Origin of the sequence: Stenotrophomonas oahuensis (assembly GCF_031834595.1) — a bacterium.
GTDB classification, from domain to species: domain Bacteria; phylum Pseudomonadota; class Gammaproteobacteria; order Xanthomonadales; family Xanthomonadaceae; genus Stenotrophomonas; species Stenotrophomonas oahuensis.
This window is the reverse complement of sequence record NZ_CP115541.1, coordinates 4,405,265-4,431,352: the sequence shown is the minus strand read 5'-3', so window position 1 is coordinate 4,431,352 and position 26,088 is coordinate 4,405,265. Positions and strand designations below refer to the sequence as shown.

At 66.6% G+C, this 26,088-nt stretch carries 16 protein-coding genes; 15 read left to right on the top strand and 1 reads right to left on the bottom strand.

The features are described from left to right. Positions 1-132: 132 nt before the first annotated feature. The 15 genes from PDM29_RS19770 (at position 133) to PDM29_RS19700 (ending at position 24,510) form a co-directional block, all read left to right on the top strand. Positions 133-1,089: a proline racemase family protein gene (locus PDM29_RS19770; protein ID WP_311191727.1), complete on the top strand. Its 957-nt coding sequence runs from the start codon at positions 133-135 to the stop codon at positions 1,087-1,089. Further along, the gene (locus PDM29_RS19765; protein WP_311191726.1) at positions 1,086-2,198 is read left to right on the top strand and encodes an NAD(P)/FAD-dependent oxidoreductase; all 1,113 of its coding nucleotides are present in this window, start codon (positions 1,086-1,088) and stop codon (positions 2,196-2,198) included. Before PDM29_RS19770 ends, PDM29_RS19765 begins: the two co-directional genes overlap by 4 nt. Beyond that, a complete protein-coding gene (locus tag PDM29_RS19760) occupies positions 2,195-2,440 on the top strand; it encodes a (2Fe-2S)-binding protein (RefSeq protein ID WP_311191725.1) in 246 nt (81 codons plus the stop codon). The genes PDM29_RS19765 and PDM29_RS19760 overlap by 4 nt, the downstream gene beginning before the upstream one ends. Beyond that, on the top strand, positions 2,433-3,743 hold the full coding sequence (locus PDM29_RS19755; protein ID WP_311191724.1) for an FAD-dependent oxidoreductase: 1,311 nt from the start codon (positions 2,433-2,435) through the stop codon (positions 3,741-3,743). The genes PDM29_RS19760 and PDM29_RS19755 overlap by 8 nt, the downstream gene beginning before the upstream one ends. Next, positions 3,740-4,642: a dihydrodipicolinate synthase family protein gene (locus tag PDM29_RS19750; protein WP_311191723.1), complete on the top strand. Its 903-nt coding sequence runs from the start codon at positions 3,740-3,742 to the stop codon at positions 4,640-4,642. The genes PDM29_RS19755 and PDM29_RS19750 overlap by 4 nt, the downstream gene beginning before the upstream one ends. Position 4,643: 1 nt before the next feature. Continuing rightward, positions 4,644-6,236 carry an aldehyde dehydrogenase family protein gene (locus PDM29_RS19745; protein WP_311191722.1) on the top strand — a complete coding sequence of 531 codons (1,593 nt, stop codon included), beginning with the start codon at positions 4,644-4,646 and terminating at the stop codon, positions 6,234-6,236. After that, positions 6,233-7,435 (top strand): M24 family metallopeptidase, encoded by a 1,203-nt coding sequence (locus PDM29_RS19740; protein ID WP_311191721.1) that lies wholly within the window; start codon positions 6,233-6,235, stop codon positions 7,433-7,435. The genes PDM29_RS19745 and PDM29_RS19740 overlap by 4 nt, the downstream gene beginning before the upstream one ends. 29 nt (positions 7,436-7,464) lie before the next feature. Further along, complete coding sequence (locus PDM29_RS19735) at positions 7,465-9,273, top strand: DUF885 domain-containing protein (RefSeq protein WP_311191720.1); 1,809 nt, start codon at positions 7,465-7,467, stop codon at positions 9,271-9,273. 29 nt (positions 9,274-9,302) lie between these two features. Further along, complete coding sequence (locus PDM29_RS19730; RefSeq protein ID WP_425508767.1) at positions 9,303-11,045, top strand: DUF885 domain-containing protein; 1,743 nt, start codon at positions 9,303-9,305, stop codon at positions 11,043-11,045. A 51-nt stretch (positions 11,046-11,096) separates the two neighbouring features. After that, complete coding sequence (locus tag PDM29_RS19725) at positions 11,097-12,668, top strand: APC family permease (protein ID WP_311191718.1); 1,572 nt, start codon at positions 11,097-11,099, stop codon at positions 12,666-12,668. Between the two features lies 1 nt (position 12,669). Next, the gene (locus tag PDM29_RS19720) at positions 12,670-14,973 is read left to right on the top strand and encodes a S9 family peptidase (RefSeq protein WP_311193842.1); all 2,304 of its coding nucleotides are present in this window, start codon (positions 12,670-12,672) and stop codon (positions 14,971-14,973) included. A gap of 29 nt (positions 14,974-15,002) precedes the next feature. After that, positions 15,003-16,577, top strand: coding sequence for a DUF5597 domain-containing protein (locus tag PDM29_RS19715; RefSeq protein WP_311193841.1), 1,575 nt, complete (start codon positions 15,003-15,005; stop codon positions 16,575-16,577). Between the two features lie 105 nt (positions 16,578-16,682). Then, positions 16,683-19,043, top strand: coding sequence for a Tat pathway signal protein (locus PDM29_RS19710; RefSeq protein WP_311191717.1), 2,361 nt, complete (start codon positions 16,683-16,685; stop codon positions 19,041-19,043). 19 nt (positions 19,044-19,062) lie between these two features. Then, a complete protein-coding gene (locus PDM29_RS19705; RefSeq protein ID WP_311191716.1) occupies positions 19,063-21,408 on the top strand; it encodes a beta-L-arabinofuranosidase domain-containing protein in 2,346 nt (781 codons plus the stop codon). A 228-nt stretch (positions 21,409-21,636) separates the two neighbouring features. Next, on the top strand, positions 21,637-24,510 hold the full coding sequence (locus PDM29_RS19700; RefSeq protein ID WP_311191715.1) for a TonB-dependent receptor domain-containing protein: 2,874 nt from the start codon (positions 21,637-21,639) through the stop codon (positions 24,508-24,510). 120 nt (positions 24,511-24,630) lie between these two features. On the opposite strand, the gene PDM29_RS19695 is transcribed toward PDM29_RS19700, so the two are convergent. Further along, a complete protein-coding gene (locus PDM29_RS19695; protein ID WP_311191714.1) occupies positions 24,631-25,851 on the bottom strand; it encodes an MFS transporter in 1,221 nt (406 codons plus the stop codon). Between the last annotated feature and the right edge of the window lie 237 nt (positions 25,852-26,088).

Sequence of the window (26,088 nt, the reverse complement as noted above, 5' to 3'; positions counted from 1 at the left end):
TGGAGGGCACGTAGGTCCGATCCTAGCGCAAAGCGCGGCTCCTGCGGCATCGGGGCATTGTGCGGATTTCCGCATTTGCCACCGCCATTCCGCGCTAGTCGTCGGGACCGGCCGGGTGGGAGCATCGATCCCATGCACACCATCGACGTGATCGACTCCCACACCGCCGGCGAACCGACCCGTGTCGTGATTTCCGGCTTCCCCAGCCTGGGCGAGGGTGACCTTGCCGCCTCGCGCGAGCGCTTCCGCCGTGAGTTCGACCATTGGCGCAGCGCCATCGCCTGCGAACCCCGGGGCTCGGACACCATGGTCGGCGCGCTGTTGCTGCCACCGCGCGACCCTAAGGCAGTCGCCGGGGTGATCTTCTTCAACAACGTGGGCTATCTGGGCATGTGCGGCCACGGCACCATCGGGCTGGTCCGCACGCTGCTCGAACTCGGCCGGATCGGCCCGGGCCAGCATCTGATTGAAACGCCGGTGGGCAACGTCGGCATTGAGCTGGACGCGGACGGCAACGTCTCGGTCGACAACGTGGAAAGCTACCGGCATGCGGCCGGCGTTGAAGTTGAGGTCGCCGGCCATGGCACGGTGCGCGGTGACATCGCCTGGGGCGGCAACTGGTTCTACATCACCGACCAGTCGCCCTGTGCGCTGGAACTGGCCAACCAACGCGAGCTGACTGCCTATACCGAGGCGATCCGCCAGGCGCTGGAGGCCGCCGGGATCACCGGTGCCGACGGCGGCGAAATCGACCATATCGAAGTCAACGGCCCTGCGCCGGACGGCAGCGGGCAGGCGCGCAATTTCGTGCTGTGCCCGGGGCTGGCCTACGACCGCTCGCCCTGCGGTACCGGCACCAGCGCCAAGCTGGCCTGTCTGGCCGCCGACGGCAAGCTGGCCGAGGGCGCCCGCTGGGTGCAGCAGGGCATTCTGGGCAGCGCCTTCGAAGGCAGCTACCGGGTGAGCGGGCGCGGCATCGCGCCACGGATTACCGGCACCGCCCACATCACCGCACGCGCGCAGCTGCTGATCGATCCGGCGGATCCCTTCGCCTGGGGCATTGGTGCGGAGCCTGTCGCGCAGGGATGAATACCTACGACCTCATCATCGTCGGTGCCGGCATTGTCGGCGCGGCCTGCGCCGAAGCGGCAACGGGCCGGGGCCTGCGCGTGGCGCTGGTTGAGCCCGGTCCGATTGGCGGCGGCGCGACGGCGGCGGCGATGGGGCACCTGGTGGCGATGGATGATGACCCGGCCGAACTGGCGTTGTCGGCCTATTCGCTCGGCTTGTGGGAACAATACGCGCAGCTCGCCGATGCCGAGTTCAGCCGCTGCGGCACCTTGTGGGTAGCCCGCAATGCGCGTGAGCTGGCTGCCGTGCCGGCCAAGATCGAACGGCTGGCGGCTGCGGGGTTGAACGCTGAATACGTGGATGCGACACAGCTGTACCAGCTGGAGCCGAACCTCGTCCCTGGCCTTGCCGGTGGCATGCGCGTTGCGCGCGAAGCGGTGGTGTATCCGCCGCGCATGGCACGTTACCTGGTGGATCAGGCCTGCCAGCGCAACGGCGATCTGTATGCCGGTCGCCGCGTGGTTGCGCTGACGGCAGACGGGGTGCGTCTGGATGACGGTACAACGCTGTCCGGCCCGGTGCTGGTGGCAAACGGCGTGGACCTGCCACAGCTGCTGCCGGAACTGCCGATGCGGCCGCGCAAGGGGCAGCTGGTCATCACCGATCGCTATCCGGGCCTGGTGAATCACCAGTTGCTGGCCCTGGACTACGCCGATTCCGCACATGGCGACGCCGACACCAGCGTGGCCTTCAATGTGCAGCCGCGGCCGACCGGGCAGATCCTGATCGGTTCGTCGCGGCAGTTCAATGTGTCCGATCGCGAAGTGTCGCTGCCGCTGCTGCGGCAGATGCTGGCACAGGCGTTCGCCTTCCTGCCGGTGCTGCGTGAGCTGCAGGCGATCCGCATCTGGACGGGGCTGCGGCCGGCCACGCCGGACGGCCGCCCCTATGTGGGACCGGTGCCGGGCCGTCGCAATGTATGGGTGGCCGCCGGGCATGAAGGCCTGGGTGTCACCACTGCGCTCGGTACGGCGCGGTTGATCGTGGACGGCCTGCTGGGGAGCACGCCGGCCATTGATCCCGCGCCGTACCTGCCGGACCGGGCCATCACCGGGAGGGCGTCATGAGCGCACTCCTGAGCCTGATGGTCAACGCGCAACAAGTGTCCGTGCCCGAGGGTGCGACCGTAGCCGTTGCGGTGGCAATGGCCGGCACCGCATTCCGGACCTCGCGTGGTGGCGAACCGCGCGCGCCGCTGTGCGGCATGGGCGTGTGCTTCGAGTGCCGCGTGCGCATCGATGGCGTGGCCCAGCTGCGCGCCTGCATGGTGCCGGCACGTGAGGGCATGGAGGTGCTGACCGATGGCTGAGTCCGTGCTCCATTTCGATGTTCTGGTGGTTGGTGCAGGCCCGGCGGGATTGGCCGCCGCGCGCGCGGCTGCGTCACACGGTGTTCGGGTGGGCATCGTCGACGCGCAGCCGCGCGCGGGTGGGCAGGTGTGGCGGCATGACGTAACCCATGGCGTGCCGGATATCGCCCGGCGTGCGCTGAAGGTGCTCGGCACGCGCGAGGTCGACTGGCTGGCGCAGACCCAGGTGACGCTGGCGCAACCGGGCTGGCTGCTGGCCGACGGGCCGGCCGGTGCCCGGCAGCTGCACTACCGGCATCTGGTGCTGGCCACCGGTGCACGTGAGCTGCTGCTGCCGTTCCCGGGCTGGACGCTGCCCGGCGTCACCGGTGCGGGCGGCGCGCAGGCGCTGGCCAAGCAGGGCTGGCCGCTGAACGGAAAACGCGTGGTGGTGGCCGGCAGCGGACCGCTGCTGCTGGCCAGTGCGGCCACGCTGCGTCGGCATGGCGCACAGGTGCTCGGCATCCATGAACAAGCCGCGCGCGGTGCGCTGACGCGCTTCGCGCTGCAGCTGCCGCGCTGGCCGGGCAAGGCGATGCAGGCGGCGGCGCTGCAACTGCAGCTGGCCGGGGTCGGTTACCACGCGGCCAGCGTGGTGGTGGCCGCGCATGGGGACACGCACCTTCGTGAAGTCGAGATCGAAGGACCGCGTGGCCGCTATACGATCGCCTGCGATCAGCTGGCGGTCGGCTATGGGCTGGTGCCCAACACCGAACTGGCGCAGCTGCTCGGCTGCCGGCTGACGCACACTGGCGCACACCCGCAGGTGGCGGTGGATGCACAGCTGCGCACCAGCGTGCCAAACATTTATGCCGCCGGCGAAGCGCTCGGCATCGGCGGCCGCGACAGTGCCGTGGTTGAAGGTGCGATCGCCGGCCACATGGCGGCCGGCGAACCGCGTGCCGCCGCTGCACTCCAGGGCCAGCGAAAGCGGGCACGCAGCTTCGCCGAACAGCTGCAACACACCTTCGCGCTCGGTGCGCGAGTGCACAGCCTGGCCCAGGACACCACCCTGGTATGTCGCTGCGAAGACGTGCCCTTGGGCGCGCTGCGTGACTTCACCGACAGCCGCGACGCCAAGTTGACCTCGCGCTGCGGCATGGGGGCCTGCCAGGGCCGTATCTGCGGTACCGCATTGGCCGAGCTGGGTCTTGGCAGCGCTGAATCCTCCACCGACGGCGGCCGCCGGCCGCCGTTGTTCCCGGTCCGCCTCGCGGCGCTGGCCGACTCTTTCACCGACGACTCGCAAGGGATCCATCCATGAGCAATGCTTCTTTCTGGAAGGGCGTGCTGCCCGCCATCACCACCCCGTTCAATGCCGACGGCAGCGTCGACCACGCCTTCCTTGCCGAGCACGCGGTGAAGCTGGTGGATGCCGGTTCCACCGCCATCGTGCCGCTGGGTTCGCTGGGTGAAGCGGCCACGCTGAGCTTCGACGAGAAGGTCGCCATCGTCACCACGCTGGTCAAGGCCGTGGGCGCACGCGTCCCGGTGGTGCCGGGCATTGCCGCGCTGTCCACCGACGAGGCGGTCAAGCTGGCGCAGGCGGTCAAAGCGGCCGGTGCCAAGGGCCTGATGGTGCTGCCGGTCTACGTGTATACCTCGGACTGGCACGAAGCTGCCGCACATGCACGTGCCGTGCTGGGTGCCACCGACCTGCCGTGCATTCTCTACAACAACCCGGTCGCGTACCGCACCGACATCCTGCCGGCGCAGATCGCGCAGCTGGCCGGTGAGTTCCCGAACCTGCAGGCAGTGAAGGAATCCTCCGGCGAAATCCGTCGCTTCGCCGCGATCAAGGAACTGCTGGGCGACCGCCTGGTGCTGCTGGTCGGCATGGACGATGCCATCGTCGAAGGTCTGGCGATGGGGGCCGAAGGCTGGATCGCCGGCCTGGTCAATGCGTACCCGGTGGAGTCGGTGAAGCTGTTCGAACTCGCCCGTGACGGCGGCTATGCCGCCTCGGCCGAGCTCTACAACTGGTTCCTGCCGCTGCTGCGCCTGGATACCGTGCCCAAGTTCGTGCAGCTGATCAAACTGGTGCAGGCGAAGGTCGGCCTGGGCAGCGAGACCGTGCGTGCACCGCGCCTGGTGGTGGAAGGTGCCGAACGCGCCGAAGCACTGAAGATCATCGACCACGCCATTGCAACGAAGAAGGCCTGATATGAGCAACGTCGAACCGCTCCTGCTGGCGGGACGCTGGCAAGCCAGTCTGTCATCCGAGGGAAGCTTCCGCGCGGCCGATCCCACCACGGGCGACGCCATCGGACCGGCGTTCCCCGTCAGCGGCGCGGCCGACATTGAAGCGGCGGTTGCGGCAGGCAGTGCCGTGGCCGCGGAGCTGGCGGCAGCACCGGCCGAGCGCATCGCAGCCTTCCTGGATGCGTATGCCGATGCCCTGGATGCCGACGCCGACACGCTGGTGGCGCTGGCCAACGCCGAGACCGCACTGCCGGCTCCCACCCGGCTGCGCGGCAATGAACTGCCGCGCACCAGCGGCCAGCTTCGTCAGGCCGCCGCGGCGGTGCGCAGCTACAGCTGGACCCAGCCGGTGATCGATACGGCGGCCGGGCTGCGCTCGCATCGGGCACCGCTGTCCAAGCCGGTGCTGGTATTCGGTCCCAACAATTTCCCGTTTGCCTTCAATGCCATCGCAGGCAGTGATTTTGCCTCCGCCATTGCCGCGCGCAATCCGGTCATCGCCAAGGCGCACCCGTTGCATCCGGCCACCAGCCAGCGCATGGCACAGTTGGCGCACACCGCGCTGCTGGCAGCCGGCCTGCCGGCGGCGGCGGTGCAGCTGCTGTATCAATTCGACAACCCGCTGGGCCTGAAGCTGGCCGGTGATGCACGTCTGGGTGCGATTGGCTTCACCGGCAGTCGCGGTGGCGGTCTCGCCTTGAAGGCGGCGGCCGACGCCGCAGGCATTCCGTTCTATGCCGAGCTCTCCAGCGTCAATCCGGTCTTCATGCTGCCAGGCATTCTGGCCGAACGCGGTGAAGCGCTGGCCCAGGAGTTCTTTGCGTCGTGCACGCTGGGCAGTGGGCAGTTCTGCACCAATCCCGGCGTGGTCGTCGTGCCGCACGGTGCCGAAGGCGATGCGTTTGTCGCCGCGGCTACGGCCCACTTCGCAGCAGCGGCCCCGATGGTGCTGTTCTCGCAGAGCGGACTGGAGCACCTCACGCAGGGCATTGCGACCCTGCGCGCGGCCGGTGCCGAACTGCTGGCCGGCGGCGTGGTGGGCGAGGGCGGCTTCCGCCACGCACCGACCCTGTTGAGCGTTGATGCCGGTGCCTTCATCGCGCAGCCGCAGGCGCTGCAGACCGAAGCCTTCGGTCCGGTCAGCCTGCTGGTGCGGGTGACGGATGTGGAGGCCATGGTCCAGGTAGCGACCGCGTTCGAAGGCAATCTCACCGGTACGCTGTACCGCGCTGGTGACGGCAGCGACGATGCCGCCTGGCAGCGCATCGCCCCGGTGCTGCGCGCACGCGTGGGACGCCTGATCAACTCGCGCATGCCGACCGGCGTGGCGGTGAGCGCAGCGCAGAACCACGGCGGTCCGTTCCCGAGCACCGGCCATCCTGGCTTTACCTCGGTGGGCATGCCGGCGGCGATCCATCGTTTCGCGGCGCTGCACAGTTATGACGCGGTGCCCGATGCACTGTTGCCGATCGAATTGCGTGACCGCAATCCGGGTAACGTGCAGCGCACGATCGATGGCGTGACCGGCGTTTCCGACGTGGGAGCCGGCTCGTGAGCGGTCAGATCGGCGGACTCACGCTGGCCGAAGCACAGGCCCAGCTCAAACCATGGGAGGACCGTGCCCCGGCCATTGCAGCCGAGGAGTACCAGGCGCGCATCGCCCACGCCCGTGCACTGATGCAGGCGCAGGGCGTGGACGCGCTGCTGGTGGGTGCCGGCACGTCGCTGCGCTACTTTGCCGGCGTGCCCTGGGGCGCGACCGAACGGCTGGTGGGCCTGCTGCTCACCCGGGAAGGCGAGCCGCTGCTGGTCTGCCCGGTGTTCGAGGAGGGCTCGCTGGACGCGGTGCTGAAGATCCCGGCCGACAAGTTCCTGTGGGAAGAGCACGAAGACCCGCACGCGTTGGTGGCCGGACTGATGGCCGAACGCGGTGCGCGCACGCTGGCGCTGGACCCGGGTATCGCCTTCGGCGTGCACACGGGTCTGACCGCGCACCTCGCGGCGACCGACATCCGTGACGCCACGGCGATCATTGACGGCTGCCGCATGTGCAAGTCCCCAGCGGAACTGGCGTTGATGCAGCAGGCCTGCGACATGACCCTGCACGTGCATCGCCTCGCCGCGGGCATCGCACGCGAGGGCATCGGTACCGATGAACTGGTGCGCTTCATTGACCAGGCGCATCGCGCCCTCGGGGCCGACAACGGCTCCACCTTCTGCATCGTGCAGTTCGGTCATGCCACAGCGTTCCCGCATGGCATTCCCGGTGTGCAGCATCTGGTCCCCGGCCAGCTGGTGCTGATCGATACCGGTTGCACGGTGCAGGGCTACCACTCCGATATCACCCGGACCTGGATTTTCGGTGAGCCCAGCGATGCCCAACGGCGCATCTGGGATCTGGAACACGCTGCACAGGCCGCGGCGTTCAATGCAGTGCGTCCCGGCGTCACCTGTGCCTCGGTCGACGCGGCGGCACGCGCGGTGCTGGAGGCCGCTGGGCTGGGCCCCGATTACCGCTTGCCCGGGTTGCCGCACCGCACCGGGCACGGTTGCGGTCTGGTCATCCACGAAGCACCGTACCTGGTGCGGGGCAACGACACCGTGCTGCAGCCGGGCATGTGCTGCAGCAACGAACCGATGATCGTGGTCCCGGGCGCGTTCGGCGTGCGCCTGGAAGACCACTTCTACGTAACCGCCAGCGGCGCGCAGTGGTTCACGCCGCCGTCGGCGGCGATTGACCGCCCGTTCGCCTGAGGACAACACGCCCCTACCGGAGTAAGCGCATGGCCCCGTTCCGTCCCCTTGTCATCGGCGTGCTTGCCGCAGCGCTGCTCACGGCGTGCTCGCCGTCCACTCCTACGCCGGGTGCTGCCGATGCCTCGGCAGGCGCGGCAGCAAAGGTTCCCGCCGCGCAGGGATTCGACGCGCTGCTGGATGAGCAGTGGCAGTACCAGCTGGCACACAGCCCGGAGTTCGCCAGCATCATCGGCGACAAGCGCTACAACGACCGCTGGACTGACTACAGCCTGGCGGCGGTCGCGGCGGATCGCGCGGCCACCGCCGATCTGCTCACGCGCTTCGAGGCGGTGGACGCCAAGGCGCTGGATGAGCAGCGCCAGCTGAGCCTGCAGATGATGCTGCGCCAGTTGCGTGACAGGCTGACGTCAATCGATCTGAAAACCCATGAGATGCCGCTGGAGCCGGTCGGCGGCATCCAGCTGTCGCTGGCCGGCATGGGCGATGCGTTTCCGTTCGAGAATGCCAAGGACTACCAGGACTACATCGCGCGCCTGAATGCCATTCCGGCGTTGCTTGACCAGATCGTCGAGGTTTCGCGACAGGGGGCGAAGGATGGCCTGGTGCAGCCGCGCTACCTGCTGGAGAAGCTGCCGGCGCAGATCGCGCGCATTGCCGAACCGTCAGGCGCGGACAGCGCGTTTGCGTCACCGCTGAAAAAGCTGGACACCGCGGTGGCGGATCCGGCGCAGCGGGCGGACATCCGCAAGCAGCTGATCGCAGCCATCGACGAACAGGTGCGACCGGCCTACACGAAGCTGGCTGCCTTCGTGAAAGACGAGTACGCCGCCCAGGGGCGTGCGCAGGAAGGGATCTGGTCGCTGCCGGATGGCGACAAGCGCTACCAGTTCGCCGTGCGGACCCAGACCACCACCGACAAATCGCCGGAAGAGATTCACCAGATCGGCCTGGCCGAAGTGGCCCGGATCGAAGGCGAGATGACCCGGATCGCGAAGGAGCAGGGCTTCGCCGACCTGGCCAGCTTCCGCAAGGCAGTTGCCACCGACAAGCGCCACTTCGCTACCTCCAGCCAGCAGATTCTGGGCCTGTACCGCGGCTACATCGCCGACATGGAACCGGAGCTGCCCAAGCTGTTCGGCCATCTGCCCAAGACGCCGCTGGTGGTGCAGGGCATGCCGGCCTTCCGTCGTGAGGCACCCGGCGCGGAGTACTGGCAGAGCAATCCGGAGGGCACCAAGCCGGCGATCGTGATGGTCAACGCCAACGACGCCACCGAACGCACCCTGGTGAACATCGAAACCACCGCGTACCACGAAGGCGTGCCGGGCCACCACCTGCAGATATCGCTCTCGCAGACGCTGCCGCTGCCGCCGTTCCGCCAGCAGGCCGGCTACAACGCCTTCATTGAAGGCTGGGCGCTGTATGCCGAGCGACTGGCAGGCGAGGTGGGCTTCTTCAAAGACCCGTACAGCCGTTACGGACATTTGGCCGGCGAGCTGCTGCGCGCCAACCGCCTGGTGCTCGACACCGGCGTGCACTACAAGCGCTGGACGCGCCAGCAGATGGTGGACTTCTTCCACGCCCATCCGTCCGACGACGAACCCAGCATCCAGGCCGAGACTGACCGCTACATCGTGTGGCCGGGTCAGGCGCTGGGCTACAAGATCGGCCAGCTCGACATCCTCGCCCTGCGTGCCAAGGCCGAAAAGGAACTGGGTGATCGCTTCGACATCCGTGCCTTCCATGACGCGGTGCTGGGCGGCGGTGCGATGCCGCTGGACCTGCTCAACGCCCGCATCGAGGCATGGATCGCCCAGACCAAGGAGACTCCATGAACCTGCGTTCCCCGCTTTCTCTCGCCCTCATGCTCGGCATCAGTGCAAGCAGTCTGCTCAACCCCGTCGCTTCCGCTGCCGATACCGACGCAAGTGCGCGTTTCAAGGCGCTGTACACGCGGGAATGGACCTGGCGCTCGCAGCAGAATGCAGGCGGCGATGACGAGAACGGTGGCAGCCGACCCGCCGACCACCTGCCCAAGGTGGACCCGGCCACGCAGGACCAGCGCACCGCGTACTGGACGCAGGTGCTGAAGGAGCTGAAGGCCGTGCCGCAGGCGCAGTTGTCGGCGGTCGACCAGGTGAACTACCAGGTCTACCGGCAGCAGATCGAGGTGCTGCTGGACCAGCAGCACTACCGGGCCTGGGAGATGCCGTTCAACAGCGATACCGCGTTCTGGACCAACCTCGGCTTCACCGCGCGCGGCACCTTCCACAGCGCCGATGACTATCGTCGCTATCTGTCCCAGCTGGCCGACATTCCACGCTACTTCGACGACCAGACCCGCAACATGCGCGCCGGGCTTGCGCGCGGCTTCAGCCAGCCGCGGGTGACGCTGACCGGACGGGACCAGTCCATTGCCGATGTGGCCGAGGCCAAGGGCGAGACGAACCTGTTCTACACCCCGTTCAAGAAGATGCCAGCCAGCATACCGGCCGCGCAACAGGCGGAGCTGCGCCAGCAGGCGCTGGCCGCCATCGACGCCAGTGTGATTCCCGCTTACGAAAAGCTGCTGCACTTCATGCGCGAGGAATACCTGCCGAAGGCCCGCACCACGCTGGCCGGCGAATCACTGCCCGATGGCAAGGCGTACTACCGTGCGCAGATCCGTGAGTTCGTCACCCGCGACATGGACCCCGCGCAGATCCACCAGATCGGACTGGACGAGGTGGCCCGCCTGCGCCGGGAGATGCAGGACGTGATGGACGAAGTGGGCTACAAGGGCAGCTTCGCCGACTTCCTGACCTTCCTGCGCACCGATCCGCAGTTCTACGCGAAGACCCCGCAAGAGCTGCTCGACCGCGCCGCGTGGATATCCAAGACCATGGACGGCAACCTCGGCCGCTACTTCGGCCGGGTGCCGCGCCAGCGCTTCACCATCAAGCCGGTGCCGGATGACCTCGCGCCGTTCTACACCGGAGGTCGCGGCGGCCTGGACACCTACTGGCTGAACACCTACAACCTGCCGTCGCGGCCGCTGTATGTGCTGCCGGCACTGACCCTGCATGAATCCTCGCCAGGCCATTCGCTGCAGATGTCGATGGCCGCCGAGGACACCCAGCTGCCAGACTTCCGTCGTTACACCTACATCTCCGCCTATGGCGAAGGCTGGGCGCTGTACTGCGAATACCTGGGGCTGGAGATGGGCATGTACACCACGCCCTATGAGCGCTTCGGCTACCTGACCTACCAGATGTGGCGGGCGGCACGGCTGGTGATCGACACCGGTGTGCACAGCCAGGGCTGGACCCGCGAGCAGGCGCTGGCGTACCTGCGCGACAACGCCGCGCTGAGCGAGCACGAGATCACCACCGAGGTGGACCGCTACATCGCGTGGCCGGGCCAGGCGCTCTCGTACTACCTGGGCGAACTGGAAATCCTGAAGCTGCGTCGCAAGGCGGAAGCCGCGCTGGGTGCGAAGTTCGACATCCGCAACTTCCACGATGCGGTGCTTTCACTGGGCTCGGTGCCACTGCCGGTGCTGGAGGCACGGATCGACCGCTTCATCGCCGACGGCGGTGCATCGCCCTGGAGCGACACGAAGCACTGAAGCCACTCGCATCACCATTGCTTGCATTCCATGCACCAACCGGGGAACCCCATGGCACCTGCAGGAAAGTTCCACAAGCGCCTGAGCCTGACCGATCTCACCTTCATCGGCCTCGGCTCGATCTTCGGCTCGGGCTGGTTGTTCGCCGCCAGCCACGTGTCTTCGATTGCCGGACCCGCCGGCATCCTGTCCTGGATCATTGGCGGCATCGCGGTGTTCCTGCTGGGCCTGGTGTACTGCGAGCTGGGCGCGGCGCTGCCGCGCGCCGGCGGCGTGGTGCGCTACCCGGAGTATTCGCACGGCACGCTGCTCGGCTGGCTGACCGGCTTCATCACCCTGATCGCGTTTTCGAGTCTGATCGCCATCGAGGTGGAAGCCTGCCGGCAGTACGCGGCGGCGTGGTTCCCGTCGCTCACCCAGCCGAACAGTACCCATCCCACGCTGCTCGGCTGGCTGGTGCAGTTCGCGCTCCTCGTTGCGTTCTTCCTGCTGAACTACTTCAGCGTGAAGACCTTCGCGCGTGCCAACAACATCATCAGCGTGTTCAAGTTCCTGGTACCGGTGCTGGTGATCGTGCTGCTGCTCGCACTCTTCAACCCGGACAACCTCACCAGCCAGGGCTTCGCGCCCTCGGGCATGGCCGGTGTGGAAGCGGCGATCTCCGCTGGCGGCATCATCTTTGCCTATCTCGGGCTGACGCCGATCGTTTCGGTCGCCAGCGAGGTGCGTAACCCCCAGCGCACCATTCCGTTCGCGCTGATTCTGTCGGTGGCGCTGTCCACGGTGATTTACGTGCTGCTGCAGGTCTCTTTCCTGGGCGCGGTGCCGGGCGACGTGCTGGCCAATGGCTGGGCCGGCATGGACAAGCTGTATGCGCTGCCGTACCGCGACATCGCGGTGGCACTTGGTATGGGCTGGCTGGCCACGATGGTGGTGGCCGATGCCGTGGTGTCGCCCAGCGGTACCGGCAACATCTACATGAATGCCACGCCGCGCGTGGTGTATGGCTGGGCGCGGGGCAGCGGTTTCCTGCCGGCGCTGACCAAGGTGGATGCGAAGTCGGGCATTCCGCGTCCGGCACTGTGGCTGAGCTTTGGGCTCTCGGTGTTCTGGACGCTGCCGTTCCCGTCGTGGGAGACCCTGATCGGCGTGGTCTCGGCGGCGCTGGTGCTGAGCTACGCCATCGCCCCGGTGACGGTGGCCGCACTGCGCCGCAGCGCGCCTGATCTTGAGCGTCCGTTCCGGGTAAAGGCGCTGTCGGTACTGGGGCCGCTGTCGTTCATGATCGCGGCCTTGATCGTGTACTGGTCGACCTGGAAGACGGTGTCGTGGCTGCTGGGCCTGCAGGTGGGGATCTACGTGGTGTATGTGGTCTCGCAGCTGCCCAATCCGCAGCGCCGGGCACGCGTGCTGCGGCAGGTGCGCAGCTCCGCGTGGTTGATCGCGTTCTTTGTATTGGTGATGGCCGTGTCGTACCTGGGAACCTTCGGCGGCATCGCCGCCATCACCCATCCGTGGGACACCGCAAGCGTGGCGGTGATTGCGTTCTTCATCTACCAATGGGGCGCGCGCAGTGGTTTGACCCCCAGTGAACTGAAGTTGGACGAGGACGATGGCGAATAAGATGGTGCGGGCGCTGACCCTGGTGGGCATGGTCTGGGCGAGTGCCACGGTCTCGGCCGCGCCGGACGCAGATGACTATCGCCGCTCGCTGGGCCTGCGTGAGGCCTGGAGCGGGCTGACCCGCGACGTGGCCTTCCCGGCGCAGTGGCGCGGCGATGGGCATTTCTATTATCGGCACACGGTGGAAGGCGGCTTTGCCTTCGTGCTCGGCTCGCCGGACAGCGCGCAACTGCAGCCCGCATTCGACGCCGCGCGGCTGGCGCAGGGACTGTCGGCCGCCAGCGGTCAGGACGTGGCACCGCTGAGGCTGCCGTTCTCGCAGTTCGCATACGTGGCGGAAGGTGACAACCCGAACGGTGCGATCCGCTTCAGCCTGGACAGCACCTATGCCACGTGGCGGTGCACCTTGACCGACTACCTCTGTGCGCTGGTCACGCGGGCCGGTCGTCCACGCGGCTTCGGCGTGGTGCGCGATCTGCGCGTGCCTGCCGACAACGCACCGCGTCGCTCGCCGGATGGTCAATGGGAGGCTTATGCCGAGGGATTTAACGTGGTGCTGCGCCACGTGGCCGACGGCAAGGTCACCCCGCTGACCCGCGATGGGCGCGGCGATGCCTTCTACGACCCGGAAACCCTCGCGTGGTCGCCGGATTCACGGCATATCGCGTTGTACCGGGTGACGCCCGGGTTCCCGCGGCTGGTGACCCGTGTTGAGAGCGCACCCGCGGGCCAGTTGCAGCCAGTGCTGCAGACCCAGCTGTATCCAAAGCCCGGCGACGCGGTGGACATCGAGCAGCCGGTGCTGTTCGACGTGGCGGGAAACCGCAAGCCCATCGATACCCCGTTGGTGTCGAATCCGTATTCGCTGTCGCCCATTCAATGGCGCAGCGACAGTAGCAGCTTCAGCATGGAGTACGTTGCGCGGGGCTTCCAGACCGTGCGGGTGGTCGCGGTTGACGCGGGCACCGGCAAGGCGCACGCGGCCGTTGAAGAGAAGGCCGATACCTTTGTGTATGCCGATCGCACCTTCCTGCACGATGTTGGCGGGCAGGGCAGGGAGCTGCTCTGGATCTCCGAACGTGACGGGTGGCGGCATCTCTACCTGATCGATGGCACCGATGGCAGCGTGCGGCAGCAGATCACCCAGGGCGACTGGGTGGTGCGCGACGTGCTGCATGTCGACGATACCCAGCGCCGCATCTGGTTCAGCGCCAGCGGCATGGACGCGGGCCAGGACCCGTACCAGCGGCAACTGTTCAGCGTGAACTTCGACGGCCGCAACCTGACCCGCCTCACCCACGCTCCGGCCGATCACGATGTCGCCATCTCCCCGGACGGGCGCTACTACATCGATGTGTATTCGCGGCCGGACATGCCTCCGGTCGCGTCGCTGCACCGCATCGACGGCACCCCGGTCCGCGAGCTGGCCCGTGGTGATATCTCGCGGCTGCTCGCCGCCGGCTGGAAAGCACCGGAATCCTTCGTGGCCAAGGGGCGCGATGGCCGCACCGATATCTGGGGCATGGTGGTGCGCCCAGGTGATTACGACCCGAAGCGGCGCTACCCGGTGGTGGAGAACATCTATGCCGGCCCGCATGATGCTTTCGTGCCCAAGACCTTCTGGCCGTTCGGCTACCACTCCGGTGGCGACAAGCAGATCGGCATGCAGGCACTGGCTGACCTCGGCTTCATCGTCGTGCAGATCGACGGCATGGGCACCGCGCACCGCTCCAAGGCCTTCCATGACGTGGCCTGGAAGAACCTGGGCGACTCCGGCTTCCCCGACCGCATCGCCTGGCACAAGGCGCTGGCGGCCAAGGACCGGTCCTACGACATTTCCGGCGGCGTGGGTATCTACGGTGCCTCGGCCGGCGGCCAGAGCACGCTCGGCGCGCTGGAGCTGCATCCCGAGCTGTACACGGTGGGCGTGGCCATGGCCGGCTGCTTCGACAACCGCATGGACAAGATCAGCTGGAACGAGCAGTGGATGGGTTGGCCGGTGGACGCCCGCTACGCGCGCGCCTCCGGCGTGACCCACGCGGCCAAGCTGCGTGGCGACCTGCTGCTGGTGGTGGGTGAGCAGGACAGCAACGTCGATCCAGCCTCGACCGCACAGGTCGTCGATGCGCTGATCAAGGCCGGCAAGGACTTCGATCTGCTGAACGTGCCCGGCGGCGAGCACTCGGTGGGCCGCTCGACCGGGCCCATCGATTACGTCACCCGACGCCAGTTTGATTTCTTCGTACGCCACCTGATGCGTGCGCCGACACCGCGCTGGAATGCAGAAAAGAAAGGACAGCCATGACCGTTTCCGCAACCTCCTCGCGCCGAACCATGGCGTCCAGCGTGGCCGGCCTGCTGCTGGCGTGCCTGTGCCTGCCTGCGTTCGCTGCCGAACAGATGCCGCGCTTCGTCACTGAGAACGGTCGGCATGCGTTGCTGGTCGATGGTGAACCGTACACCGTGTTGGCCGCGCAGCTGCACAACTCCAGCGCCTGGCCCGCGGTGCTGCCGGGTGCGCTGGACCAGGTGGTGGCACTGAATGCCAATACGGTGGAAGCCCCGGTGTACTGGGAACAGTTCGAGCCTTCGCCGGGGCAGTACGACACCACGAATGTGGACGCGCTGATCGAGCAGGCCCGCCGCCGCAATCTGCGGGTGGCCCTGCTGTGGTTCGGCAGCTGGAAGAACGGGCAGATGCATTACGTGCCCGAGTGGATCAAGCGTGATGCGGTCACTTACCCGCGTACCCTGGACGAGCGCGGCGAACCGGTGGATGTGCTGTCGCCACACGCCCGCGCGAATGTCGAGGCAGATGCGCGTGCGTTCGCTGCGCTGATGCAGCATCTTCGCAAGGTCGATGGCCAGCGCCACACGGTGATTCTGGTCCAGGTGGAGAATGAGCCGGGCGCGATCGGCGCGGTGCGTGACCACGGGGCTGCCGCCAATGCGGCGTTTGCCCAGCCGGTACCCGCGGCCATCACCACCCGGCTGGGAAAGCCCACCGGCACCTGGCGGGACGTGTTCGGGCCCGAGGCCGATGAAGCGTTCAACGCGTATGCCACCGCCCACTACATCGAGCAGGTGGCCGCCGCCGGCAAACGCGCCTACGACATGCCGATGTATGTGAACACCTGGCTGCGCTACAAGGGCAAGCGCTATCCCGGCGTGGACTACCCTTCCGGCGGGGCAACGGTCAATGTGTTCGACCTGTGGCGCGCGGCCACGCCGTCGATCGATTTCATCGGCACCGATATCTACACCACCGACTACAGCGAATACACCAAGGTCATCGGCCAATATGCGCGCCCGGACAATCCGGCCTGGGTGTCCGAAACCGGCTTTGAGCCAGGCACTACCCCCTATCTGTTCCACGTGCTGGGGCAGGGCGGCATCGGCTTCTCGGTGTTTGGCATGGATGGGCTGGATTCGCCGGAGAAGCGTGCGGCGACCACCGCGCATGCGGCCAACTTCGGCCAGCTTGCGCCCCTGCAGCGGCTGATCGCGAAGGCGGCGTTCGAGGGCCGGCTGCAGGCCGTGGCCGAGCAGCCGGGTCAGCCCAAGCGAACCCTGCGCTTTGGCGACTGGGAGGTGCGTGTGTCCTACGGCGCGCCGTACTGGGGGGATGCCGATCCGATCCTGCCCGGCAACGCCGACCACGGCGGCCGCTTGCTGGTGGCGCAGACCGGCAAAGATCAGTTCCTGCTGACCGGCTTTTCCGCCCGCGCGGAGTTCGTGCGCGTCGCCAACGATGCGCTGCATGGGCAGCTGCTGCGTGTGGAACAAGGCCGCTACGTGAACGGCCAGTGGCAGTTCGAGCGGCTGCTCAATGGTGACCAGACCGACTATGGCCTCAACTTCGTGCGCGAGGATCCACCGGTACTGCGGGTAACGGTCGGAACTTACTGAGCACCTGAAAGTGTGCGGAAAGCCGCATCGATGTCATCGGTCGGTAACAAGACGGCAGAGATCGCGCCGCGCAGCATGGAGACTCGTCACCACAGGTGGGGTTGAATGGATCGCAGAACATTCCTGCGTCAGGGCGCGGCGGCAACCGCCGGCGTGGGCCTGCTGCCGTCCCTCGCCAGCGGCGTCGCTGCGGGAGATTCCAGACCGTCCGTGGCGGTGCCACCGGCACCGATGCTGGAGCCTGCATCTACCGTCGACCTCACCGGATTCACCATGCTGGCCGCCTTCCAGCATCGCGGCACGCGCTGGACGGTACATGAAGATCTGCGCACGCCGCAGGGGGCGCTGGTATGCGTCTGTGCAGCCGGCGTGCTGAATCTCGGCAAGCGCACCGAAGCGGTGTGGGGCAGCGAGGCACCGCCGTACCTCGGGCTGCCACTGGCCGAACTGGCGATGGCCGAAGCGGACCTGCTGGCCGACCGGCTGCTGCGCGATGGGGATCCGGATGAGGCCGCCGTGCGTGATGTCGCACCGCCGCCGGCGTCCCGGCTCGACCCGAAGGACCACAACGGGCGGCTGCCGTGGACCACGTTCGTCGGCACGGTGCAGGGCAACGACACCATGCAGATCTACCCGGACGGGCGCAGCCGCACCTACCGGCCGATTCACGCGTTTCCGGAGCTCGCTGACGCGGACAAAGTGGCGCACCGCGAGGAAGGGCTGCTGGGCGGCTGGATGCCGGCGGTACATAAAATGGTGCCGGCCGGTGTGGGGCGCTGGTACGACGTGTCGGTGTTCGCCGACGTCAACGCGCAGGACCGCTTCGTCGTGCAGACCTGGCATCGCACCGTGCTGGTCGAACACGGCGCGGCGGTGCGTACCGTCGTGGGCTACAGCTACCCCGACTTTCCGCCGCGCCGCCATGGTGCCAGCATCGAGGACTTTTATCGCGGGCTGATCGACTTTGCCGCGAGCTGGCAGGCCCAGCTGGCCGAGGCCAGTGCCGCACGGCTGCCCGATGCGAGCTGGTCCGACCTGGCCCGCTTCGCCTTCGCACGTGAGCTTGTCGTCCGCCCAGGCGGTGTGTATCCGAAGTATGGCGCGGTGGACCGCGACTACGTCGGCAACGAATACGACGGCTTCCAGGACACCTTCACCAGTTCGCTGTACGCCAATCTGGAATGGGGCCGCTTCGCGCAGGCGAGGACGGTGCTGGACAACTACCTGAGTGAGTACACCCAGGCCGACGGTCTGGTGAACATGCGCGGTCCACAGGTGGGGCAGTTTGGCCTGACCCTGTCATTGCTGGCGCGCTACCTCCGCTACACCGGCGACACGGCGCTGCTGCGCCGCCACCAGGCAAAGATCGAAGCGACCGCCGCGTTGCTGGTCGAACTGCACGACGCCAGCCTCGCCTTGCCGCGAAGTGATCGCGGCCATGGCCTGATCCATGGCTGGAGCGAGTCCGACGCCTGCCTGTATCCGGATCCCTCGCTGTGGTGGAAGCCGTACTTCGGCAACAGCGCCTTGGTGATCCGGGGCTGGGAGGACATTGCCGCGGTGTGGCCGGCGCTGACCGGCAACGACGCACCTAGCCGCGACTGGCAACGCCGCGCACGGCAACTGCGCCAGCGCCTGCTGGACAGCATCCGCGCGGACATCCGGCATGACCTGCAGCCAGCTTACCTGGGCCCGCTGCCGGGAACCACCGAGACCTTCCGCCAGGCCATGTCGCAGGAAGATCCGAGCAAAAGCGAACAGCTGTGGTCGCACCGTTCCTATGCCGAACTGCTGCAGGCCGACGTGTTGCCGCCCGACCTTGCCAACCTGGTGATCGATTGCCTGCGCGGCCATGGCGGCACCACGCTGGGCATTGTGTCCAATATCTGGAAGCCCACCCCGGAAGCGCGCGACATTCTCGGCTTCATCTCCTATGGCCACGCCCAGCAGCTGCTGCGGCTGGATCGGATCGAGGAGTATCTGCTGTTCCTGTATGCCCATCGCTACCAGGCGCATACGCGCGGCAGCTGGACCGCAGGCGAGGTGGCGGGCATCACCGGCGGCATGCCGCTGTTTTGCATGCCCGCGCAGATGACGGTACCGCTGCTGCTGCGCTGGATGCTGGTGTTCGATCAGGACCAGGACCTGTATCTGGCCCGTGGCGTACCGCGCGACTGGCTGGCCACCGGCCAGCCTATTGCACTGCAGGACGCGCCTACGCCGTGGGGCCGGGTTGGCCTGCAGCTGCGTGCGGACTTGGCGCAGCAGCGCATCCAAGCCGAGGTGACCCTGCCTCCGCAGCAGCCCGGCACCACCTGGCTCACCCTGCGCGCGCCTGCGGGTACGCGGCTGCTGGAGATCACGGTGGACGGCAAGGCGGTCAAGGCTGCAGGTCCCCACCACGACCGCGTTCCGCTGCCGTTTACCGCCGGGGCCACCGTGCGCGTGCAGGCCCGCTATGGCTGAATCCATTGAGGAGGTTTTCATGACTGACCCGTCCCGCCGACGTTTCCTGCAGTGGAGTGCATTGGCTGTTGCCGCTGGCATGCTGCGCTTCCCGCTGGACGCGGCCGCGTCTACCGCTGGACGGGTCACTGCGCTGCCGTTGCAGGATGTCACGCTGAAGCCGTCGATGTTCCTGGATTCCCTGCAGGTCAACCGCCGCTATCTGTTCGAACTGGAGCCGGACCGCCTGCTGCACAATTTCCTGCAGCAGGCCGGACTGCCACCGAAAGGAGCGGTCTACGGCGGCTGGGAGGGCGATACCATCGCCGGCCACACCCTCGGTCATTACCTCAGCGCGCTGTCCAAGCTGTATGCGCAGACGCGCGATGTGCAGGTCCGGCAGCGCATCGACTACATCGTGTCCGAGCTGGCGCGTGCGCAGGCCCAGGACAAGGATGGCTACGTCGGCGGACTGACCCGCAAGACCGATGCAGGCGATATCGAGGGCGGCAAGCAGGTCTTCGAGCAGATCCGCGCCGGCGCGGTGACCGGCAGCAAATTCAACATCAATGGCAGCTGGTCGCCGCTGTACACGGTGCACAAACTGTTCGCCGGCCTGCTGGATGCCGATGCGCTGGCCGGCAATACACAGGCACTACCGGTGCTGCTGCCGCTGGCGACGTACCTGGCCGGTGTTTTCGATGCCCTTGATCACGCGCAGATGCAGTCCCTGCTGGCCACAGAATTCGGCGGCCTCAATGAGTCGTACATCGAGCTGGGCGCGCGCACCGACAATCCACGTTGGATCGCCATCGGCAAGCGCCTGCGCCACGAAGGCATCGTCGACCCGGCCATCGCCGGCAAGGACAACCTGCCGCACCACCACGCCAACACCCAGGTGCCCAAGTTCATCGGCGAGGCCCGGCAGTTCGAAGTCACGGGTGATCTCGATTCCGCGGCCGGCGCGCGCTTCTTCTGGGAGACGGTGACCGGACACTACAGCTACGTGATCGGTGGCAACGCCGACCGGGAGTATTTCCAGCAGCCCGACACCATCGCCTCGTTCCTGACCGAGCAGACCTGCGAGCACTGCAACAGTTACAACATGCTCAAGCTGACCCGGCACCTGTACCAGTGGACGCCGCAGGCGCGCTACTTTGACTACTACGAGCGCACCCTGCTGAACCACACGATGTCGGCCCAGCACCCGGAGACGGGCATGTTCACCTACATGACGCCGATGATCACCGGCGGCGAGCGTGGCTTCTCCGACAAGTTCGATTCGTTCTGGTGCTGCGTGGGCAGCGGCATGGAGGCGCACGCGCAGTTCGGCGATTCCATCTACTGGCAGGACGGGCAGTCGCTGTACGTCAATCTGTACATTCCGTCCACGCTGGACTGGAAGCAGGGCGGGCTGGCCCTGACGTTGGATAGCGGCGTACCGCTCAATGGGCAGGTGCGTTTGCAGGTGACGCGCGCAGATGACGCGGCACCGCAGCGGCTGTTGCTGCGGATTCCCGCGTGGAGCGAAGGGCGCTTTGCACTGAAGGTCAACGGCCGCAAGGCGTCAAGCACCCTGCAGGAGGGTTACGCGTTATTGGAGCGACGGTGGAAAGCCGGCGATGTCGTCGAACTTGACCTCGCCACGCCGTTGCGACTGGAGCACGCCGCTGGCGACGCCGATACCGTGGTGGTGATGCGCGGTCCGCTGGCACTCGCGGCCGATCTTGGCCCGGTCAGTGATCCCTGGGATGCGCCCGATCCCGCGCTGGTGGGAGATGCGTCGCCGTTGGCCGGCTTCAGCGCGCTACCGGAGCCGGGCCGCTTTCTGGCCAGCACCACGCGTCCGCAGGCACTGGAGTTCTCTCCTTTCTACGCCCAGCACGACCGCCGCAGTGCACTGTACTTCAAGCGCATGGACGCTGCGCAATGGGTCGCCGAGGCGCAGCGTCGCGAAAAGGCCATTGCGGAGCGCGCACAGCTGAAGGCCGATGCCGTGGACATGATCCAGTTCGGCAACGAGGCGTCCGAGAAGGCCCATGGCCTCACCAGTGATACGTCGTTCTCCGCGGCTTACCGGCGTCAGGAATGCCGAGATGTACGCGGCAAGGGCTTCGTGGAATTCGTGATGCAGGGCAGCCGCCAGCCGCTGGCGCTTCGGCTGCGGTTCTGGGGCAGCGACAAGGGGCGCTTCAACATCCTGGTGAACGGAACGCTTGCGGTGGAGGTCGAGGTCGAACGCGGGCAGGTGCTGGACTTTGTGGACCACGACTACGTGCTGCCGCACGCGCTCACGCGCAGTGGCCAGCCGCTGCGCCTCCGCTTCGAGCCCCAGCATGGCGACACCGCAGGCCCGCTGTTTGGTGGCTGGTTGGTGTCGGTGTGAATCATTGGATGCGGCCATGCCTTATTCCGCATCCAGATGCAGTAAAAGCGTCAAGACGTCGCACCGGGTGGCCGGCACATTGTGACCGTGTGATGAAAAACACGTAGTCATCTTCAGGGCGTGGAACGCCCGTCCATAACTCCGAAAGAACCGATCCACTGGCGCATGCCGGTGCGGGGACGTGTTGTCCCCCGAACTCCGGCAGTCGCATGACCGAGGAAATTCGCCATGACGTTCCACCCGTTCCATGCACCGAATGCGTCTTCGCTGTCCCTTGCCGTAGCCGCCGTGCTGCTGCTCGCGTCTGCTGCACCTGCCGTGGCGCAGGACGCCCCAGCCGCCGGCAGCGGCGCGACCACCAACCTGGACAGCATAGTGGTCACGGGCTCGCGCCTGCGCCGCGTCGATACCGAAAGCGCCAACCCGGTGGTGACCGTGTCCCAAGAGCAGATTGCCGCCACCGGCAAAGCGACCGTGGGTGATCTGTTGCAGGAACTGCCCTCCATCGCCGGCAATTCCACCAACCCCAACACCAACAACGGCGGCGGTACCGGCGCATCGACCATCTCGCTGCGCGGCCTGGGTGACAAGCGCACGCTGGTGCTGGTCAATGGCGTTCGTCTGGCCTACAACGACGTCAACGCGATTCCGGCCACCATGATCGAGCGCATCGAAGTGCTCAGCGATGGTGCCTCGGCCATCTACGGCTCCGACGCCATCGGCGGCGTGGTCAACTTCATCCTGCGCGACCGCTTCGAGGGCGTGCAGTTCACTGCGGACTTCGGTACCAGCAGCGAGGGTGACGGCAACCGCCGCAACTTCTCCCTGACCGGCGGCAAGGCTTGGGATCGCGGCAGCATCGTGGCGGGGGTGTCGTATCACAACCTCGACGCGGTCTCCGCGCTCAACCGCGACTACTCCAAGGATGCGCTTTACCTGAGCAGCGGCGAGGCGGTAAAGCAGGGCTCCTCCGCCACCCCGACCGGCTCGATCAACTTCAATGACGGCTCTGCCGCCTCCGACGCACTGGCAGCGGCCAATGGCTGTTCGCGCGTGACCTTGAACAGCGGGGTGTCCGGTGCCACCGGTCCGGGTGACTTCCACTGTTACAACGCGGCCAACGACTCATACAATTACCAGCCGTACAACCTGCTGCAGACCCCGCAGGAGCGCAGCAACGCGTTCGCGTTGGCGACGTTCCGGTTCACCGACAACATTGAGGGTTACGTCAACACCTGGTTCAGCAAGACCGAGTCGGCGTCGGTGATCGCGCCGATTCCGATCTTCGCCAACGGCGACAATTTCCTGGTGTCCGCCGACAGCTACTACAACCCGTTCGGGGTCAACTTCGGTACCGACCGCACCACGGGCGTGTCCTACAACGACCTCAACAGCCGCGCCACCGTGCTTGGCAATCGCCGCTACGAGTACAAGACAGACAACTTCCAGATCAGCCCGGGCCTGCGCGGGGGCTTCGGCAGCAGCTCCTGGCAATGGGACGTCAACCTGAACTACGGAAGGGTGAAGCAGACCTCCACCAACTATGGCTTCCTGGACTATGCGTCGTTCAACCAGGCGGTGGGTCCGTCGTTCCTCGACGTGGACGGCACGGTGAAGTGCGGGAGCGCTGGCAACGTGATCGCGGGCTGTACGCCGCTCAACATCTTCAACCTCAACGACGCCTCCAGCCTGGGCACGCTGCAGTCGATGATCGTCAACCCGGTGGTCAGCAGCGTCTATACGGTCAAGCAGGCCGAAGCCAATGCCAACGGCGATCTGTTCGAGTTGCCGGCCGGAATGGTCGGCCTGGCGGTCGGCGTTTCCTACCGCGAGGAGAAGAGCACCAGCAAGGCCGACGCGCTCTGGACCGGTGATGAGAACGGCCTGTGCGGCGTCATCGAATTCTGCGCCTCGCAGCTGACCGGCAGTTTCGACGTCAAGGAAGCCTACGCGGAAGCCCTGTTCCCGCTGCTGAAGGATCTGCCGGGCATCCAGTCGCTCAACGTCAGCATCGGGACGCGCTTTTCGGATTACAGCTCGGTCGGCAGCAAGACCAACAGCAAGCTCTCCATCGAGTACCGCCCCGTACAGGACCTGCTGCTGCGTGGCACGGTGTCGGAAGTGTTCCGCGCGCCCAACATCAATGAGCTGTACTCGGGCGTGGTGGGCGACGCGCCGACGGTCAACGACCCGTGCAATGGCTACACCGGCGGCAATGACGTGGCTTGTGCCAACGTGCCGACCGATGGCAGCTATCACCAGGCCGACGGCCAGATCTCGGGCAAGGCCTCGGGTGCGGAAGTGGCGGGCTATCAGCTGAAGCCGGAAACCGGCAAGTCCTACGACGTCGGCTTTGTGTATGACCCGCGCTGGCTGGAGGGGCTGTCGATCAGTGCCGACTGGTGGCGTATCGACCTGGAGGACACCATCACCGGCGTCTCCGCCCAGACCGTGTTGAACCAGTGCTACTCGAACCCGGCAAGTGCGTTCTGCGCGCTGATCCACCGCAACGGCAACGGCACCATCAACTATGTGGCCGAGCCCACCGTTAATCTGGGCACGCTGGCCACGCGTGGCGTGGACTTCAGTGTGAACTACCGTTTGCACGAGACCCCGTGGGGCCGCTTCACCGCCGGTCTCAACGGTACCTATCTGGAGCGCTACGACGTGCTGCCGGACACCACCGACCCCAGCACCGTCACCATCCGCAATGGCGGCATGTACACCTATGCCTACGGCAACTTCCCGCGCTGGCGCGGCCTGGGCAGCCTGAGCTGGAACAAGGACGACTGGAGCGCCTCGTGGCGGGTCCGCTACATCGGCAAGACCCGCATCGGCAGCAGCGACCTGGACCAGGGCCTGTCGGCCGATACCGACGAGGCTGGCGTGGTCCGTCGCATCGGATCGTTCGTCTACCACAACCTGCAGGTGGGCTACACCGTGGCCCCGTGGCACACCGCGTTCGAGCTGGGCGTGGACAACGTGACCAACAAGCAGGCTCCGCTGTACTACGCGAACAATGGTGGCAACGGCAACACCGACGTCGCCACCTATGACGTGCTCGGTCGCTTCTACTGGGCGCGGATGTCGATCAAGTTCTAGTCAATGCGACGGGCAGCCGGTCACCGAGGGGTGACCGGCCGTCCGTATTCCGTCGAAACGTTGCACGCCCCTGCGTACGTCGGAACGTTCCGCGACCCGCGTAGTGACACGCCATGCGTGTCAGCGCTGTTCGCAGGCAACGTTCTGCGCACGCCCCTGCCGTTCCACCAGCACCGCCACACCCCACAGAAGCAGGCCGCCGACAGCGGTAGCCGCGCCGACATACCCGGTGACCGCCGGGCTGAAACCCGCACCAATCGCCATGCCACCCAGCCACGGGCCGAGCGCGTTGGCGGTATTGAACGCCGCATGATTGGACGCTGCGGCCAGGGTCTGGGCTTCGCCAGCTACGTCCATCAGGCGGGTCTGCAGCACCGCGGCCAGGGCGCCCATGGTGCCCACGGCGACAATCACCGGCACCACGCTCCACACCGCGTTGGCGGCCAGCGGGAACAGCATCAGGACCACCACCGACCACAGCAGCACGATGGGGGCGGCGCGGAACTGGAACCTGTCCACCAGCCAGCCGCCGGCGACGTTGCCGATGATCGCGCCGACGCCGAAGATGCCCACTGCCACCGGCATCCAAGATTCGCGGATGCCGGTCACCTGCACCAGGGTGGGGGCCAGGTAGGTAAAGACACAGAACATGCCGGCAAAGCCGACCGAGCCGATGGCCAGCGCCATCCATACCTGGGTCCGGTTGAACGCGCGCAGTTCGCGCATCGGTGAGGTGCGTACCTCGTCCGGGTCCGGCAGCAGATAGCGGGCAATCATCGCAACGGTGGCAATGGCCAGCACGCTGACCAGTGCAAAGGCGGTGCGCCAGCTCAGTTGCTGTCCGAGCCACGTGGTCAGCGGATTGCCGACCAGAATGGCAATGGAAAGGCCGAGCAGCACTTTGGACACGGCCTTGCCGCGCTGCCCCGGGGGGCTGATCGCCGCGGCCACCAGCATCGCCACGCCGAAGTAGGCCCCGTGCGGCAGGCCGGCCACGAAGCGGGCCAGCAACATGGTGGTGTAGTTGGGAGCCAGCGCGTTGGCCAGGTTGCCCACCGCATAGAAGCCCATCAAGCCCAGCAGCAGGGTGCGGCGCGCATAGCCGGCGCCGGCGAACGCCAGCACCGGGGCACCTACTACCACGCCGATGGCATAGGCACTGATGAGATGACCCACCTGAGTCTCGCCGATGCCCAGTCCGCGGCTGATCTCCAGCATCAGGCCCATGGCCGCGAACTCGCTGGTGCCAATGGCAAAGCCGCCCAGCGACAGGGCCAACAGGATCAGGGTGCGCTCGCGCGGGGTGAGGCGCTCGGCGAGGGTAGGGGCGGTGGAGCTCATGCGGGGAGGATGTAACCGTTTTTACGGAGGGCCATTGTACTTGGTGCGGTGCAGCAAATCCGTACCAACACGGCCCGATTTCGTGGAAATCAGTGGTGCGTAGGGTGATTGGACGGCTTCATGTCTCTTGGCTGAACGATAAGGGGTCAAGGTCACGCATTGTTCTATTAATGACGTTTAACGACATTTTTATGACATCGATAATGCGCGCCCTTCGTGTGTGGCGCGGGTGCGTTC